Below are 14,943 nucleotides of genomic sequence, written 5' to 3'. Positions count from 1 at the left end.
TATATTAAACGGTACAAGCCACGCACTCTTCCACGCTTAATTTACGTGTTCTCGTATAATAAAGACTCTTCAAGCCTTTTTTATGTGCATAAATGTAGTAACGTGCTAACTCACGTGTTGAAATATCACTATTAACATAAAGAATTGTACTAATTCCTTGGTCAATATGTTCTTGAACTTCTGCGATTAAATCAATTAATTTAAACTGATTCATATCATAAGAAGATTTATAGTACCAGAACGTATCTTTTGATAAATACGGCATTGGATAATATGTTGTCGCATTCGCATACGTTCTTGATTCAATTTGACTTACGATTGGCATTACGCTTGAAGTTGCATTTTGAACGTAACTGATCGATTGTGTCGGAGCGATTGCAAGACGATATGAGTTGTATAAACCATTCTTCTGTACTTGCTCTTTTAAACTTGTCCAATCTTCTTTTGTTGGAATATGAATTCCTTCAAATAATTGCTGAATTTTTTCAGTTACTGGGCTGTAATCTGTCGTTTCATACTTTTCAAAGTATGTGCCGTTTGCATAATCAGACTTATCGAAGTCTTTAAATGTTTCGCCTTTTTCTTTAGCGATCTCCATACTTTTCTCAATCGAGTAGTAATTTAACATCATAAAGAATGTACGAGCGAATTCTTTCGCTTCAGCACCTTCATAAGCGATTTTATTTTTTGCTAAATATCCATGTAAGTTCATTGCTCCAAGTCCAACTGAATGAAGCTCATCATTTGCTTTTTTCACAGTTGGAGCATTCGGAATGATCGTCATATCAGAAACAGCTGTTAAAGCTTCCATTCCCGCATGAACTGCTTCACGAATTTCTTTATTTTCCATTACGTTTACGATATTTAACGATCCTAAGTTACAGTTAATATCACGGCGGATAATGTCTTCTGTACCGTAATCATTTATTTCAGAAGTTTCTTGTAGCTGGAAGATTTCTGTACATAAGTTCGACATCTTCACAGTTCCAATATCCTTCAGTGGATGCTGGTTATTTGCATTTGATTTAAACATTAAGTATGGGTAACCAGACTCAAGCTGAATCATAGCAATTTTAATAAGCATATCACGCGCACTAATATCTAGTGGCTTCTTCTTCACTTTCGGATTGCTCATTAATTCATCGTACATTTCGTCGATATCTATATCATCTAAATGTTTTCCGTACTCTTTAAATACTGTATAAGGCGCGAAAACATGGAAAGGTTCGTTTTTCTCAGCAAGCTCAAAGAACTTACTTGGAACGATAATTCCGATTGATAGAGACTGAATACGGCTCTTCTCATCGGCATTTATTTTTTTGGTATCAAGGAATTCAATAATATCCCAATGGAAAATGTTTAAGTATACTGCACCTGCACCTTTTCGTTGCATATTGTTACTCCATATCGTCAAAACGTATGGGGGATAGTCATTTCTGCTATCCTCTCTATATCGCTATAGAGTTCAGACCATATCTTCTTCTCGCCAAATTCTTCATTTAACCATTTATCATATGTTTGATGCACATGAATATGGCATAAACTATAATAAATGTATACACCCTTTGAATTTGGTTGTTTTGAGAAGCCAGGTTCGAGCTACTTAGTCACCTACATAGCCACTTGGTCGTTGAACCTTCTCCTTATCTAATAAATTTAGGAGCTCGGCTGCTGATTTCCTGCAATCTTGGATTTTCAGGGTTCGCTACGTAATTTCTTCGTAGTATCCTACCTTGATATACTCAGGCGTTCCAGCAATTGACCTGGTTTTATAGTTGAGCCATAAAGTTAACCCAACTGATTCGCATACGAAAACGAATCTTCAAGTAATTTCATAACAGGTACTACACCACTTGCGGCGTTATCAATACCTTTAATTTGCTCACCACGTGCACGTAGCTTAGATAAGTTTAAAGCTACTCCACCACCGATTTTCGATAATTGCATTGCAGTATTAATGTTAAAGCCGATTGAATTTAAGCTATCATCCATTTCTAACAAGAAACAAGACACCATTTCTCCTCTTCTGCTTCGTCCCGCATTTAAAAAGGTTGGTGTCGCTGGTTGGTAGTTTTGTTTTACAATCATGCTTGCGAAGTGTTTTGCCTTCGCAACATCACCGCGTCCTAAGTATAATGACACAATTGCTACACGATCTTCATAGCTTTCTAAGTATTGTTTTTGATCATTCGTTTTTAACGCATAATCTTTATAGAACTTAGATGCTGCCATATAAGATTGGAACTCGAAGTTTTCACCATAAGCGATGTTATAAACTCCTTCTACTTCCTCCAAGCTATACTCGTCCAGAACATTGTAATAGTAATCATGTTCTTTCATATATTCCATTCGCTCTGCCACGCTATTAAAATGAACGGTATTCTCTCTAGCTTCTTCCATAAAGACTTCTAATGCCTCTTTATCTTTATGAAGCTGATAAAAACCGTCCTGCATTTGCGTGATTTCATTATTCAGTTCAATGTGTCGCAATCTCCCGCACCCTTTCTTTAAAATATTCTACATCATTATTTGTTCCAGATAACTCAAATTTTGATACAATAGGCACTTCATATTTAGTAGAGATTTTGTCAGCACTTGCACCAAACATGTCTCCCCAATTACGATTGCCACTTGCAGATACGCCTTTTAATTTTTCATTATTGCGTTCTAAAAAGTCTAAAACACGTTCCGGTACATTTCCAAAACCTGTTGTATACGTAATAAGAATAAAGTCTTCATCTAATACTAGAGCTTCATCAATTTGAACGGCCGGCATATTTAATTTGTGAATGAAACGCTTCACGTTTCCTGTCATAGAATCATATGCAACTAACATTTCCGACCCTCCCTCTCCAATCTATATTCTCTGTATGTCGTTTCTTGATTTCTCTATATATTGTATTACGTTTCAAAATAAGACACAAGATATATGTATAAATTCTTTCTTTTTTTAAATTTCACTTTTCGACATGACCGTCGATTTTTTTCAATACAAAGACTATGAAACAACATTCTAAAACTCATGTCAATAAAGTGCTTTTCAAAAAAGTTGTCAACGAATTTAACCTTATTTTTAAAAAAGTTACCAATATTTTTTGTCATAAAACAGTAAATGCTGGAGTAATATATTTCTCCAGCATCACGCAAAAAAGAACAGATATTAAACGATAATCTGTTCTAACAAACGATTACATTTATCAATTTTACTTTATTAAATATTATACATATTCTTTCGTTCCTCGTTACATACTAAAAGATAACTATTATAGAAAAAGATTATTATTATGGAACTTCAATTTATTTATGAAAAAAATTATTCAGGGTGCTCAATACGCAAAATATCTCTTACAAATATATGATGTGGATTCTCATCTTTATCGAGCATTGTACATATAGGAGCTTCTTCATCAAAGTATACGATCATTCCTTCTACGTACTGATATGTATGTTGAACTTGTACCGTTACTTTAATTTCTACTGCTTGTTCATACGCCCTTTTTATTTTCCGAAGCATTTTTGCTGAACATTTTCGTTTCTCTGGATACATAACCATTCCCATAAACCTATTCCCAGCTCTATCTTTCCACATATAATCCCAATGTGGCAATATGCCTTGTTTAAAATCTCCCATAATTCTCCTCTCCTTTATCTTCTATTTATGAACGTGGTGTTTCTGAATATGTATAAATTACCTGTCCACCGCGCTGTGCGTTCCCGATAATATGTTTAAAATCTTCTCGATTTACAACAACTTCTCTGAACGTATAAAATACATCTTTCGTCGCAACATACTCCTTTATTTCATCATTTTTCAGCTGATCCAAAATTGTATTTGCTAATTGTTTATCCATGTATTTCACCTCTCTGCAATATTTTATTCTATCGCATCTTCTATAGGTCCACAACGGTAAAATTATCCCGTTACTATTATGTAATTCACTTTCATTATTTTTATATCTATATCACTTTATTATATTCGCACTAAATATCATATACTAACATAGCTACTTCTCTATATCAAACTTTTTGATGCCCTGTATAACAAAGTTCCAAATCACTGTTTGATATTTTATTTTATGCTACAATATATATTTAGAACTAGGAGGGATACTATGATTCGGAAAGCAAAAAAGACAGATGCGGTAGAAGTAGCACCTTTATTGTATAACGCTCTGCACGAAATTGCTGAAAAAATCACAGGTAGCACAATTGAAGCAAAAGTAATACTAGGACTTGAAACATGGTTCATAAAAGAAAATAATCGATTGAGCTATGAAAACTGTTTAGTGGCTGAACAAGATGGAAAAGTAGTTGGGGTTATTGTCGTTTATCACGGTAGTGACGCTGAACAACTTGATGCACCAATCATACACTACTTAAGAGAACTACATGAAGACGAATCCATTACGTTAGAAAAAGAAGCTGAGCTTGATGAGTATTATATTGACACATTGTCAGTTTCAAATATGTACAGTGGACGTGGCATTGGCTCTAAATTAATCGATGCAGCTGAACTTCATGCAACTGAAAAAGGGCATGAAAAAATCGCCTTACTTGTTAATTTAGAAAACAAACGCGCTTTTTCACTATATGAAAAACTTGGTTACAAAGAAGATAAAACCGTTATGCTCGTCGGTGAACCGTATGCCCATCTAATAAAACCATTACGGTCATTGGTTTCTATATCTTAAAAGGACAATTCTTTTTTACTTGTTATGTAGAGAAAGAGGCTGCCAAAGGGACAGCCTCTTTTAAATTAATTTTGTATTTAATACATTTCCATCCATCGCCTCATGAAATGTATACGTTGTACATCCCCATGGCTTCCTATGGAAAATAGGCGAACCAGACCACCCCATTGCCCTCAGTTCAGTCCCAATCATCGCATTAAAATAACTATGACCTACAAGGGCAATATGTCCATGTACGAGCGCATAGCGGTGCAACATATTAGCGGCTTGCCTTGCTCTTTCTCGTACTTCCTTATAAGACTCAACCTCTTTACTATAACCAACTATCCATCGTGTACGTCCAATAAACATCCATACATTCGGTTTACATTTCAACCATTTCGGAGCATAAAAACTCGTTGGAACTTCAGCTTCCCTAAAAAGAGGATTTTGCATAAAAGATAGGGAATCCAATAACTCAGCCGCTGACTGTACAGCGCGCCTTTGATCACTCGTTACAACCAGTTTCGCTGATTCAATCGCCTCAATTGTTTCAATTGGTATAGGAGTTTCTTTTACTGTAGTCCCTAAATCATATTGCTTCATCCATTCACGAAATGAAATAATTGTCATTGGCTCTATAGTACTGTCCAAACGACCATGACGAATAAAAGAAATTCGCATTCTTTCCACTCCCCATTCATCACTTACGAACTATATTACGAACTATATTACGTACTATTTCTTATTGCCATCATACCATGCATAAAAAGAAAGTTATATATCCCCACCACTATCATGTGTTATCGAAGTGTGCACACCATCCAGTCCATCAAAATATGTAGTTGTTTCATGATGACGCACTTTCTTCAACTGTATATATGAAAATAAAAATAATAAAATCGCTATAAAGCTCCCCACAATTTCAAACATCATTTTACCGCCCCTAATTTCTCCCACTTTAGTAGGGTATTGTATCTTTTATTATACTCCCGTATAAAGATGTATGCATTTTCATCATTCCTCTCCTAAACAATATTTTTTACATATTTCCTTACAAAAAGTGAATATTTTTCGAATTTTTACTTTGGAAACATTTACAAAGTAGTAAATATAGTTCAAAATAAGAAGAAATAAAAAAGCCCAAATTATTCTTTTTTTGGGAAAACTGGAACAAGGAGAGTTGCTTATGCAGATCGCAGAAACTGGAGATATCATTGAATTTAAAGGTGGAATGCAAGGCCGTGTTCAAAAGGTAAATCAAAACTCCGTTATTGTTGATATAACAATTATGGAGAATTTTAGAGAACTAGATATGGAACCTCTTACAGTTGTAAGCCATAAAAACTATACTGTCATTAATCAACATGCATAATATAATAGAAAGAAAGGATCTGTATATCATACAGATCCTTTCTTTCTATATTAACGATTATCGATCTTTTCTGGATATAAATCGTGATTCATCATGCGGTAGTCTGCCATTTTCTCATACTTAGTTCCTGGGCGGCCGTAGTTACAGTAAGGATCGATTGAAATACCACCACGTGGTGTAAATTTCCCCCATACCTCAATATAGCGTGGATCCATTAATTTAATTAAATCATTCATAATAACGTTCATGCAATCTTCGTGGAAGTCACCATGATTTCGAAAGCTAAATAAATATAGCTTTAAAGATTTACTCTCTACCATTCTTTGTTCTGGAATGTAGCTAATATAAATTGTTGCAAAATCTGGTTGTCCTGTTTTCGGACATAAACTTGTAAATTCAGGACAATTGAATTTTACAAAGTAATCACGGTTTGGATGGTTATTATCAAATACCTCTAAAATTTCTGGGCTATATTCCAATAAATATTTTGTATTTTGATTTCCTAATAATGTTACATCTTTTAAATCTTCATCTAATCTTCCTGCCATTTTAAACATCCCTTCTCATTATACCCCTCGTTTATTTCCCCATACTAACGCATGAAGCTGAGGCAGTACTTTCGCATCATTCATTTCTTTACAATTCACAGCTTTTTCAATAAGCCACTCATATTTTTCTAATAGTTTTTTTATAAGCACCGCATCATCCACTGTTTTCGTATCATCATTCCCTACTTGTAAGAAAAATGGTACATTCGGATAACGCTCGTGCATCTTAACTGCATATTCGAAATCTTGATCATCGAATACTACTACTTTTAAACTAAAATCTTTCCCTGCTAGTTTATGAATAACAGAATCTAACATCTGAAAATCTGTTTTCATAGTTGAACTTGGTGGTTTTGGAGAAATCGTTACCTCATCAATTTGAAGCAACCAATCTTGCCATTTACTCCCTTGCGTTTCTACCGCTGTTCGCATTCCATTCTCCTTTAATATAGAAAGAAGAAATTGCATATTTTTCAGCAAAACAGGATTTCCACCCGAAATCGTAACATGAGAAAAATTTTCTCCACCAATTTTTACAAGCTCATTCCAAATGTCTTCCGGTGTCATTTGTTTAATTTGATCTTTGGCCGATCCATCCCATGTAAAAGCAGAATCACACCAAGCACAGCTATAATCACAGCCCGCTGTACGGATAAACATTGTCTTTTGTCCTACAACCATCCCTTCTCCTTGAATGGTTGGACCAAATATTTCTAAGACGGGGATTTTACTCATCGAGCATCCACTCCCGTCTTACTTCCGCATAACTAGTCGGCGTCTCAAAAAGACGAACAAATTCAACACGAGCTCCCTTATATTCGTTCGCACGATTATCTTTCGTTAATGCTTCTGCCATCTTTTCATAAATCCAAACGACCATATTTTCAGCAGTCGTATTCATTTCTGGCAATGTTTCGTTTAAATAACGATGATCTAAATAAATTTCTATTTCATTTTTCCAAATCTCTTTTATATCTCCAAAGTCAATTGCAAGGCCTATTTCATTTACATATCCGCTAATTCCAAATACGACTTTATATGTGTGACCATGTAAATTTTTACATTTACCTTCATAGCAGTGTAAATGGTGCGCTGCGTCAAATGTAAATTCCTTGCTGACCATTACTCTTTTATTATGATATTTGAGTTGTTCACGCTGAATATCCTTGTCCATTTTTTGCAAATTTTCTACGATGCGAAATCCAAAAAAGTTATCCATTAGTTGCTCGCTCCTTCGCGTTCTTGTAGATACGTATCTAATCCCGCTTTACGAAGTTGACATGCTGGACATTCACCGCAACCATCACCAATGATTCCGTTATAACATGTTAATGTTTTTTCTCTAACAAACTCAAATGCTCCAAGTTCATCCGATAATTTCCATGTCTCTGCTTTATCAATCCACATAAGTGGTGTATGAATAACAAACGGATAATCCATAGATAAATTTAATGTAACGTTTAATGATTTCACAAACACGTCACGACAATCTGGATAACCACTGAAATCAGTTTCACATACACCCGTTACAATATGACGTGCTCCAACTTGTTTTGCTAATACAGCCGCAAATGATAAAAATAGTAAATTTCGTCCATCTACAAATGTTGATGGCAATTCACCTTCTTCATGTGTAATCTCCATATCCGTTCTCGTTAACGCATTTGGAGCAAGTTGATTTAATAGGCTCATATCTAGTATCGTATGTTTAATTCCTAGCTCTTTCGCAATTTCCACTGCACAATCAATTTCTAATTTATGACGTTGATTGTAGTTAAATGTTACAGCTTCCACTTCTTCAAACTGCTGTATCGCCCAAAATAAACATGTTGTACTATCTTGTCCACCACTAAAAACGACAACTGCTTTTTCTTTTTTCATTTCACTCATTCTCCTTCTCTACTACGAATAAGAAGAAAGAACGTTCTTGAACTGTCACAATAAAAAAACAAAACAATACCTTAGGATATTGTTGTTTCCATAGTTTTTTATAGAGGGAGTTCGCGAACCTCTCCCATGCAGTGCACGGAATTTCTTCTTTCATTGACAAAGATTATTGTAACATATTGTATACTACCAGAAAAAATTTCTGATTTTTTCCGCTATTTCATATTTCATTTCTTTCATTTTATAGTATGATTAATTTAATGTGAGAAGAGAGGAGGCATCCCACTGAAACTCTTTATTATTTATCTCTTTTTAAATATATTATCCATCCTTGTTACAATGCTTGTGTATCATTTATTTTGGAATCAAAAAGGGAAACGCTCTCCTAAATTAAATTCAGCTATGTTTATTGCATTATGTTGCCTCGCTACCATACTATGTATCACTTTCGCAGCAAAAACAAACTATGGATTTCAATTTGATATGCGTCATATCGTATTAATTGTCGGTACATTAACAGGAGGTCCTATTGCCGGTGCTTCCATCTTAGCTGTATTAAACATATACCGCTTCTTATTAGGAGGAATAGGTGTTTTCCCATCCTTTATCGCTTCGGTTCTACTATTCATTGTTCTACTATTAACATACAAACTGTTTAACCGAAGTTCTAATCGTATAAAAATAGCACTCGCTATCTTTTACAGTCTCATATTCGGATTTGGCTGGATACCATTTTTCCTTTCAGAGGTTACAAATACGGCAGATTATATACCACATATCATCGTGTACGAACTATGTACGATACTTGGTACAATCCTTATTTTATATTTGCTACACATATTACAAACGCAAGTTCGTCTCCAAAATGAACTTATGAATGCTGAAAAATTTCATTTAATCGGTGAAATGGCAGCTTCTATCTCTCATGAAATTCGTAATCCTTTAACTGCAACGAAAGGTTTTTTACAACTTTTACAGTCAGATACATGTTCTGAGAAAGAACGAAAATTATATATCGACATAGCCATTAATGGTATCGAACAAGCAAATCACGTTCTTACAGACTACTTAACTTTTGCAAAACCGAGTATTGAAAAAGAACAACAATTACAAGTAGAGGAAGAATTACTTCATGCGTTGTCTTTGATCACACCTCTCGCCAATTTAGCAAATGTTCGTATAAATTATATAAAACAAAGTACATCTTTCTTTATCGCTGGCGAAAAGCAAAAACTGAACCAATGTTTATTAAATATTTTTAAAAATTGTATTGAGGCTATGCCTACAGGTGGCGACCTTATTCTTACATTAGTTCCAGACCATAAACATATACAACTATATATAAAAGATACAGGAGTTGGTATGGATCAAGAACAAATAAAACGCCTTGGATCACCTTTCTACTCAACGAAAGAAAAAGGGACCGGACTCGGAATGATGGTCGTCTTCAGCGTCATTCAAGCAATGGATGGAAAGATTGATATTATAAGCGAAAAGGGTACAGGTACAACTTTCTTATTAACTTTCCCACTCATACAAAAAACGTGATGAACTTCATCACGTTTTTTCTGTTCCTTCAACTAATTCTGCAAAAGCTTTCACTTTCTCATGTGGCTTTTGATTTTCTTTCCGAGCTTTCCAGGCGCGCTCTTCTTCTCTCTTTTTCTTTGACATGCTTTTCAACTCCTTCTTTTCTTTTCTCCATGTAGTATTCCAAAATGAGAAAGAAAACTATGCATGAGTAAAAAAGAAAAGAAGCGGTTCCCCACTTCTTTCATTTTAACGCTGTAAAATTGCATGTTTCGCTTCTTTTAGCTGTGTAAGATGTCTTTGTTCGTGTAAATCTAGAAATTGAACCCATTGATATAAATTCAAATCATTAAAAATAGGATGTTTTAATCCATTTTCAAATAATTCTTTTTCATCTATTACACTATGAAGGGCATGTAATAATTCTTGTCGTGAATGTTCTAGTAATTGAATTCCTTGCAGTTTTTTCATTAATGTTTCTGTTGGTTTCATTTGTTGAGGAGCTTCCCTTTTATGTGTGCGATCAAGCGTAAGTTGGAGGTCTTTAAATGGAGCAAGTTTTCTTTCTTTTTTTTGCAAAGCGTATACAAGGGCAGATGTGACAGACTGTTCAACTAAATGCAAATGATGCAAAATTTGAATAATACTCCATTTATCACGGCGTGGCTTTACATTCACCTCCGTATCATTTAACATTTCAATTTCTGATAACAGCGTGCTTCGTGTAGACTGTAATGAGTGGACTAAAGTTTCTAAACTAACATCCATATTAGATTGAAGCATAGTGCTTTCCCCCCTTTTGTTGGTGAAAAGGGGCGCTCCCCATTAGAAACACCCCTAAAATAATTCTGAATTTTCTTTTATTATCTCATCATTTTTCTATTATGTCGATGTTAAACATAGGAAAAAAGTGCATGTTTTTTTACAATTTTGTGTCGTCAACAGCACGTAACCACGATTCAATTTCTGTAATTACACTTTTTACACACCCTTCAGCGAATGGTGATGTTAAATTTGCAACTTCTACTAATTCTAAGAATGATTTACTTCCACCTTGTTGACAAAGATTCACATAATCTTCCCAAGCCTCTTGTCTATTATCTCTTGCACGTTTCCAAAATTGCAGTGCACAAATTTGAGCTAACGTGTAGTCAATATAATAGAAAGGTGAGCTATAAATATGACCTTGACGTTGCCAGAAACCACCACGCTCTAAATAATCATTATCTTCATAATCACGATGTGGTAAATACTTCTTCTCTATGTTACGCCATGCTGACTTACGTTCTGCTGGCGATGCTTCTGGATTTTCATATACATAATGTTGATATTCATCTACAGATACACCGTACGGTAAAAATAGAAGTGCTGAACTTAAGTGTGAGAAATAATATTTATCCGCATCTTCTTCAAAGAATAACTTCATCCATGGCCATGTAAAGAATTCCATACTCATTGAATGGATTTCACATGCTTCATATGTTGGCCAATTATATTCTGGAATTTCATACTTACGACTTTCATATACTTGGAAAGCATGACCAGCTTCATGTGTTAATACATCAATGTCCCCAGACGTTCCATTAAAGTTTGAGAAGATGAATGGCGCTTTATAATTCTCGATATATGTACAATATCCACCACCAGCTTTTCCTTTTTTCGCAACTAAATCTAATAAATCATTATCGAGCATGAAATTAAAAAACTCATCTGTTTCAGCTGATAATTCTTTATACATCTTTTTCCCGTGATTAATAATCCAATCGGCATCGCCTTTTGGAGTTGGATTACCTGTAGCAAACTCAAAGTTTTCATCATAATAAGCGAGTTTTTCTACACCAATGCGTGCTTTTTGTCTATTTCTTAACTCGGTTGCAACTGGAACGATATAATCTAATACTTGCTGACGATAGTTCGCTACCATTTCAGCATTATAATCTGTACGATACATTCTTGCATATCCTAAATCAACAAAGTTTTTAAAACCAAGTGTTTTTGCGATTTTCGTTCTCACTTTAACAAGCTCATCATAAATACGATCTAACTCTTCCTCGTTCTCAGCTAAAAATCCGTAGTATGCTTCACTTGCTGCTTTACGTTCACTTCTTTCTTTTCCTTGCATAAACGGAATAAGTTGCGATAACGTTCTTTCTTCTCCTGCAAAGTCAATTTTTGCAGATGCTAATAACTGTGTATATTGTGAAGACAATTTATTCTCTAATTGTAAATCTTTCACTACTTCATCTGAATATGTTTTTAAATCACATTCAGCTAGAGCAAATAATTGCTTTCCATAATACGCCTCTAATTCTTCGCGGAATGGAGAATGAATTAACGCATTATAATACTTTGTACCATACCCTTGTACAACTGGAGAGAATTCATCAAAGAAATCCTGCTCATCCTTATAAAAGGCATCTGTCGTATCAACAGAATGACGAATGTAACAAAGGTTACCCATTGTACCAAAGTCATTACGAATTTCGTTAATTGAATTGATAACTTGTTTTTGTTCTTCTACAGTTTTTGCGTTATCAAACTTCTCTAAAGCAACAGTAAATTTTCCTTTTAATTCTTCAATATTTGGCCGTTTATATTCATAGTCTTTAAATGACATGAACGAGCCCCCTCTCCATTATATGCATCATTATTATAATTCAATTCTTACTTACAAATCTCCTCTTATTCTTCAGCAAAATGCGGTAGATGATGTCATAAATACATGCACACAAAAAAGCCTTGGATTTCTTTATCCAAAGCTCCTTTGGAACATATCATCATTTTTCATACTTTCCAATTTTTTTCAATAGCTCGAGTAATTCATCCTTCTCATCCTTCGTTAACATTTCAAAAGACTGATATATAACTTGCTCATGACCTGGAAAAATAGAAGCAATAAAGCTCTCTCCAGACTCCGTTAATTGTGCATAAATAACACGCCTATCATTTGGACATGGAATTCGTTTTACAAGCCCTTTTTTCTCTAGCTTATCTACAACGTATGTAATGCTGCCACTAGCTATTAAAATACGCTCACCGATTTGCTGAAGTGGTTGGCCTCCTTTATGATATAGTAATTCTAATACAGCAAACTCAGTTGGATTTAATCCGTTACTTTGTATGGATTTATTTGTAGTATCCATAACAGAACGATGTACACGGGATAATGCAATAAATACTTTTAAAGATTGAGAAATGTCTTCTCGCTCATTATTTGATGTCATACTATTTCAACCCTTCACTTAAATTCTCCGCAACAAAAAGAAAAGCAACGTAGCACTTCATTACAACTTCCGAATGAATATTCACTCATTCCTTTTCCTTTCCCTAATGTAATGCAAATGATTCTTGAATAAAAACATGACAATTTTAACATAGTTTATATATAATGATAATAAAAAAAGAAGGAGTACCAAATTTGAAAGTCAAATTACAAAGCATAGTTTTTTACATACTGCTTGTTATACTGCCAACGATAGGGATTGGTGCCACATTTTTTTCATATCACACTTATCAAATGAAACAGGCAAACAAACTATCTGCTCACACTGTTCTCTTTTTATATAGAGACTATTTAGACCATCACCTTGGTGAAGCTATATCTGCCTTAGAAATGCTCGCAAAAGTCGTAGGGACCGAAACTGGAAACATCAATGGGATTAAACAGATTGTACATGATACCGATGGAAATGATGAACGTTTTTCCGGTCTATATTACGCTACGACAGATGGGATGATTACACTCGCATCCCAAGGCGATTCGCCGCCTATTGACGTTTCTGACCGCCAATACATCCAAGATGCATTGCAATCTAAGAAAACAACTGTATCATCAGTTATTACAGATCGCGTTCTTGGACATCAAGCTATTATGATTGCGTCTCCAATATTTAATAGACAAAAGGAACTCTCAGGCTTATTATTAGCAAGTTTACGCTTTGACTACATTTCAGCCTCTTTAAATGCTATTAAACCACAATATCATTTCGAAGTGACTGATAAACATGATGTAGTTTTTCTAACCGATGATAATAACGAAACAAGCGATGGGCATTCTAACATGCTTACTACCCCACTCCAAAGATTAAATTGGAAAGTCTCTGTTTCTCCGTTACCTATTCATCAACAAACTTTATACCAGTTAGTTTCAATAGAGTGTATAGCTACTTTATTTTTAATGTCTATTTTATTTTTACTTGCTCAATATATGTTATTAAAACGTCAAACAAAACTAGAAAGACAACAAAATGAACTACAAAAAATTGAATTGGTTGGAACTTTTGCAGCTAGTACAGCTCATGAAATCCGTAACCCTCTTACTGGAATTAAAGGACTCGTTGCTCTGTTAAAAGAGAAATATAAAGATGAACAGGATCAGTTCTACTTTTCCGTAATCGAACAAGAAATAGAACGGATTAATGAAATTGTAAGTGAATTTCTTATTCTTGGAAAACCAACTGCCATCATTGAACAAACATATGATGTAAGAACGATTCTTAATGAGGTAGCATTAATTATCCAATCTGAAGCGAATCTACATAACATTGTATTTCATTTACATTTGCCAGACCATCCTGTTCATATACGTTGCTCAAAAGACCATATGAAACAAGTGGTTTTAAACATTACAAAAAATGCAATTGAAGCTATGGCTTCTAGTGATACATTAACCATTGTAGTAACAAACAACGAAAAACACGCACACTTGCAAATTATTGATACTGGAAAAGGGATTCCTAAACATATTCAAAAACACCTCTTTCATCCGTTCTTTACTAATAAAGATACTGGAACAGGTCTTGGGCTTGTTATATGTAAACGAATTGTAGAGATGTACAATGGGCATATATTTATTGATAGTAAAGAAAACAAAGGAACGACAGTTCATATAGAGATTCCATTACACATAGTATAATTATCCTTATCCTAAAAG

Annotated in this window: 17 protein-coding genes, 2 pseudogenes and 1 riboswitch; of the genes and pseudogenes, 4 read left to right on the top strand and 15 right to left on the bottom strand. The window is 34.5% G+C overall.

The features are described 5' to 3' along the window. Positions 1-4 precede the first annotated feature (4 nt). From JFU23_RS22510 to JFU23_RS22490, 5 genes and pseudogenes are all read right to left on the bottom strand, one after another. Positions 5-1,390, bottom strand: a pseudogene (locus JFU23_RS22510) (ribonucleoside-diphosphate reductase subunit alpha); the annotation flags it as partial. A gap of 401 nt (positions 1,391-1,791) precedes the next feature. Further along, positions 1,792-2,490 (bottom strand): annotated as a pseudogene (locus JFU23_RS22505) (ribonucleotide reductase N-terminal alpha domain-containing protein); the annotation flags it as partial. Continuing rightward, positions 2,477-2,836 carry a class Ib ribonucleoside-diphosphate reductase assembly flavoprotein NrdI gene (nrdI, locus tag JFU23_RS22500; protein WP_000959445.1) on the bottom strand — a complete coding sequence of 120 codons (360 nt, stop codon included), beginning with the start codon at positions 2,834-2,836 and terminating at the stop codon, positions 2,477-2,479. The pseudogene JFU23_RS22505 and the gene nrdI, both read right to left, overlap by 14 nt. 477 nt (positions 2,837-3,313) lie before the next feature. Further along, positions 3,314-3,631: a hypothetical protein gene (locus tag JFU23_RS22495; RefSeq protein ID WP_201032743.1), complete on the bottom strand. Its 318-nt coding sequence runs from the start codon at positions 3,629-3,631 to the stop codon at positions 3,314-3,316. 25 nt (positions 3,632-3,656) lie between these two features. Further along, positions 3,657-3,851 (bottom strand): hypothetical protein, encoded by a 195-nt coding sequence (locus JFU23_RS22490; RefSeq protein ID WP_002011514.1) that lies wholly within the window; start codon positions 3,849-3,851, stop codon positions 3,657-3,659. A 261-nt stretch (positions 3,852-4,112) separates the two neighbouring features. Here JFU23_RS22490 and JFU23_RS22485 point away from each other — a divergent pair, with 261 nt between their 5' ends. After that, on the top strand, positions 4,113-4,691 hold the full coding sequence (locus tag JFU23_RS22485; protein ID WP_201032742.1) for a GNAT family N-acetyltransferase: 579 nt from the start codon (positions 4,113-4,115) through the stop codon (positions 4,689-4,691). A 60-nt stretch (positions 4,692-4,751) separates the two neighbouring features. Here the strand turns inward: JFU23_RS22485 and JFU23_RS22480 are convergent, their stop codons facing one another. Then, a complete protein-coding gene (locus JFU23_RS22480; protein ID WP_016093022.1) occupies positions 4,752-5,354 on the bottom strand; it encodes a histidine phosphatase family protein in 603 nt (200 codons plus the stop codon). 93 nt (positions 5,355-5,447) lie between these two features. Further along, positions 5,448-5,603, bottom strand: a complete 156-nt coding sequence (locus JFU23_RS22475) for a hypothetical protein (RefSeq protein WP_162531637.1) — start codon at positions 5,601-5,603, stop codon at positions 5,448-5,450. A 256-nt stretch (positions 5,604-5,859) separates the two neighbouring features. On the opposite strand from JFU23_RS22475, the gene JFU23_RS22470 reads away from it, so the two are divergent. Then, positions 5,860-6,045 (top strand): YkvS family protein, encoded by a 186-nt coding sequence (locus JFU23_RS22470; RefSeq protein ID WP_002064385.1) that lies wholly within the window; start codon positions 5,860-5,862, stop codon positions 6,043-6,045. Between the two features lie 50 nt (positions 6,046-6,095). Here the strand turns inward: JFU23_RS22470 and queF are convergent, their stop codons facing one another. The 4 genes from queF to queC are packed head-to-tail and all read right to left on the bottom strand — an operon-like array spanning position 6,096 to position 8,474. Beyond that, the gene (gene queF / locus JFU23_RS22465) at positions 6,096-6,593 is read right to left on the bottom strand and encodes a preQ(1) synthase (RefSeq protein WP_201032741.1); all 498 of its coding nucleotides are present in this window, start codon (positions 6,591-6,593) and stop codon (positions 6,096-6,098) included. Between the two features lie 18 nt (positions 6,594-6,611). Continuing rightward, on the bottom strand, positions 6,612-7,328 hold the full coding sequence (gene queE, locus JFU23_RS22460) for a 7-carboxy-7-deazaguanine synthase QueE (RefSeq protein ID WP_201032740.1): 717 nt from the start codon (positions 7,326-7,328) through the stop codon (positions 6,612-6,614). Continuing rightward, complete coding sequence (queD, locus tag JFU23_RS22455) at positions 7,321-7,812, bottom strand: 6-carboxytetrahydropterin synthase QueD (RefSeq protein WP_002011526.1); 492 nt, start codon at positions 7,810-7,812, stop codon at positions 7,321-7,323. Before queD ends, queE begins: the two co-directional genes overlap by 8 nt. Then, a complete protein-coding gene (gene queC / locus JFU23_RS22450; RefSeq protein ID WP_002168840.1) occupies positions 7,812-8,474 on the bottom strand; it encodes a 7-cyano-7-deazaguanine synthase QueC in 663 nt (220 codons plus the stop codon). The genes queD and queC overlap by 1 nt, the downstream gene beginning before the upstream one ends. A gap of 93 nt (positions 8,475-8,567) precedes the next feature. Continuing rightward, positions 8,568-8,611: riboswitch (PreQ1 riboswitch) on the bottom strand. A 208-nt stretch (positions 8,612-8,819) separates the two neighbouring features. On the opposite strand from queC, the gene JFU23_RS22445 reads away from it, so the two are divergent. Then, a complete protein-coding gene (locus JFU23_RS22445) occupies positions 8,820-10,028 on the top strand; it encodes an ATP-binding protein (RefSeq protein WP_201032739.1) in 1,209 nt (402 codons plus the stop codon). Positions 10,029-10,037: 9 nt separating this feature from the next. Here the strand turns inward: JFU23_RS22445 and JFU23_RS30645 are convergent, their stop codons facing one another. The 4 genes from JFU23_RS30645 to JFU23_RS22430 form a co-directional block, all read right to left on the bottom strand. After that, positions 10,038-10,154 (bottom strand): DUF6254 family protein, encoded by a 117-nt coding sequence (locus tag JFU23_RS30645; protein WP_242483533.1) that lies wholly within the window; start codon positions 10,152-10,154, stop codon positions 10,038-10,040. A gap of 105 nt (positions 10,155-10,259) precedes the next feature. Next, positions 10,260-10,793 carry a DinB family protein gene (locus tag JFU23_RS22440; protein WP_002030551.1) on the bottom strand — a complete coding sequence of 178 codons (534 nt, stop codon included), beginning with the start codon at positions 10,791-10,793 and terminating at the stop codon, positions 10,260-10,262. 139 nt (positions 10,794-10,932) lie between these two features. After that, positions 10,933-12,627 carry a M3 family oligoendopeptidase gene (locus JFU23_RS22435; RefSeq protein WP_201032738.1) on the bottom strand — a complete coding sequence of 565 codons (1,695 nt, stop codon included), beginning with the start codon at positions 12,625-12,627 and terminating at the stop codon, positions 10,933-10,935. A gap of 160 nt (positions 12,628-12,787) precedes the next feature. Then, positions 12,788-13,234 carry a MarR family winged helix-turn-helix transcriptional regulator gene (locus tag JFU23_RS22430; protein ID WP_002011538.1) on the bottom strand — a complete coding sequence of 149 codons (447 nt, stop codon included), beginning with the start codon at positions 13,232-13,234 and terminating at the stop codon, positions 12,788-12,790. Positions 13,235-13,428: 194 nt separating this feature from the next. On the opposite strand from JFU23_RS22430, the gene JFU23_RS22425 reads away from it, so the two are divergent. After that, the gene (locus tag JFU23_RS22425) at positions 13,429-14,925 is read left to right on the top strand and encodes a DUF3149 domain-containing protein (protein ID WP_137057671.1); all 1,497 of its coding nucleotides are present in this window, start codon (positions 13,429-13,431) and stop codon (positions 14,923-14,925) included. The last annotated feature ends 18 nt before the right edge of the window (positions 14,926-14,943 follow it).

Source organism: Bacillus sp. TH50 (genome assembly GCF_016650565.1).
In the GTDB taxonomy this organism is placed as follows: domain Bacteria; phylum Bacillota; class Bacilli; order Bacillales; family Bacillaceae_G; genus Bacillus_A; species Bacillus_A mycoides.
The sequence above is the reverse complement of the archived record's forward strand: the minus strand, read 5'-3'. Positions and strand labels throughout refer to the sequence as shown.

Bases quoted from the DNA above. Each gene is read 5' to 3' on its own strand.
- nrdI (WP_000959445.1), bottom strand. From the start codon at position 2,836: ATGTTAGTTGCATATGATTCTATGACAGGAAACGTGAAGCGTTTCATT.
- JFU23_RS22495 (WP_201032743.1), bottom strand. From the start codon at position 3,631: ATGGGAGATTTTAAACAAGGCATATTGCCACATTGGGATTATATGTGG.
- JFU23_RS22490 (WP_002011514.1), bottom strand. From the start codon at position 3,851: ATGGATAAACAATTAGCAAATACAATTTTGGATCAGCTGAAAAATGAT.
- JFU23_RS22485 (WP_201032742.1), top strand. From the start codon at position 4,113: ATGATTCGGAAAGCAAAAAAGACAGATGCGGTAGAAGTAGCACCTTTA.
- JFU23_RS22480 (WP_016093022.1), bottom strand. From the start codon at position 5,354: ATGCGAATTTCTTTTATTCGTCATGGTCGTTTGGACAGTACTATAGAG.
- JFU23_RS22475 (WP_162531637.1), bottom strand. From the start codon at position 5,603: ATGTTTGAAATTGTGGGGAGCTTTATAGCGATTTTATTATTTTTATTT.
- JFU23_RS22470 (WP_002064385.1), top strand. From the start codon at position 5,860: ATGCAGATCGCAGAAACTGGAGATATCATTGAATTTAAAGGTGGAATG.
- queF (WP_201032741.1), bottom strand. From the start codon at position 6,593: ATGGCAGGAAGATTAGATGAAGATTTAAAAGATGTAACATTATTAGGA.
- queE (WP_201032740.1), bottom strand. From the start codon at position 7,328: ATGAGTAAAATCCCCGTCTTAGAAATATTTGGTCCAACCATTCAAGGA.
- queD (WP_002011526.1), bottom strand. From the start codon at position 7,812: ATGGATAACTTTTTTGGATTTCGCATCGTAGAAAATTTGCAAAAAATG.
- queC (WP_002168840.1), bottom strand. From the start codon at position 8,474: ATGAAAAAAGAAAAAGCAGTTGTCGTTTTTAGTGGTGGACAAGATAGT.
- JFU23_RS22445 (WP_201032739.1), top strand. From the start codon at position 8,820: ATGCTTGTGTATCATTTATTTTGGAATCAAAAAGGGAAACGCTCTCCT.
- JFU23_RS30645 (WP_242483533.1), bottom strand. From the start codon at position 10,154: ATGTCAAAGAAAAAGAGAGAAGAAGAGCGCGCCTGGAAAGCTCGGAAA.
- JFU23_RS22440 (WP_002030551.1), bottom strand. From the start codon at position 10,793: ATGCTTCAATCTAATATGGATGTTAGTTTAGAAACTTTAGTCCACTCA.
- JFU23_RS22435 (WP_201032738.1), bottom strand. From the start codon at position 12,627: ATGTCATTTAAAGACTATGAATATAAACGGCCAAATATTGAAGAATTA.
- JFU23_RS22430 (WP_002011538.1), bottom strand. From the start codon at position 13,234: ATGACATCAAATAATGAGCGAGAAGACATTTCTCAATCTTTAAAAGTA.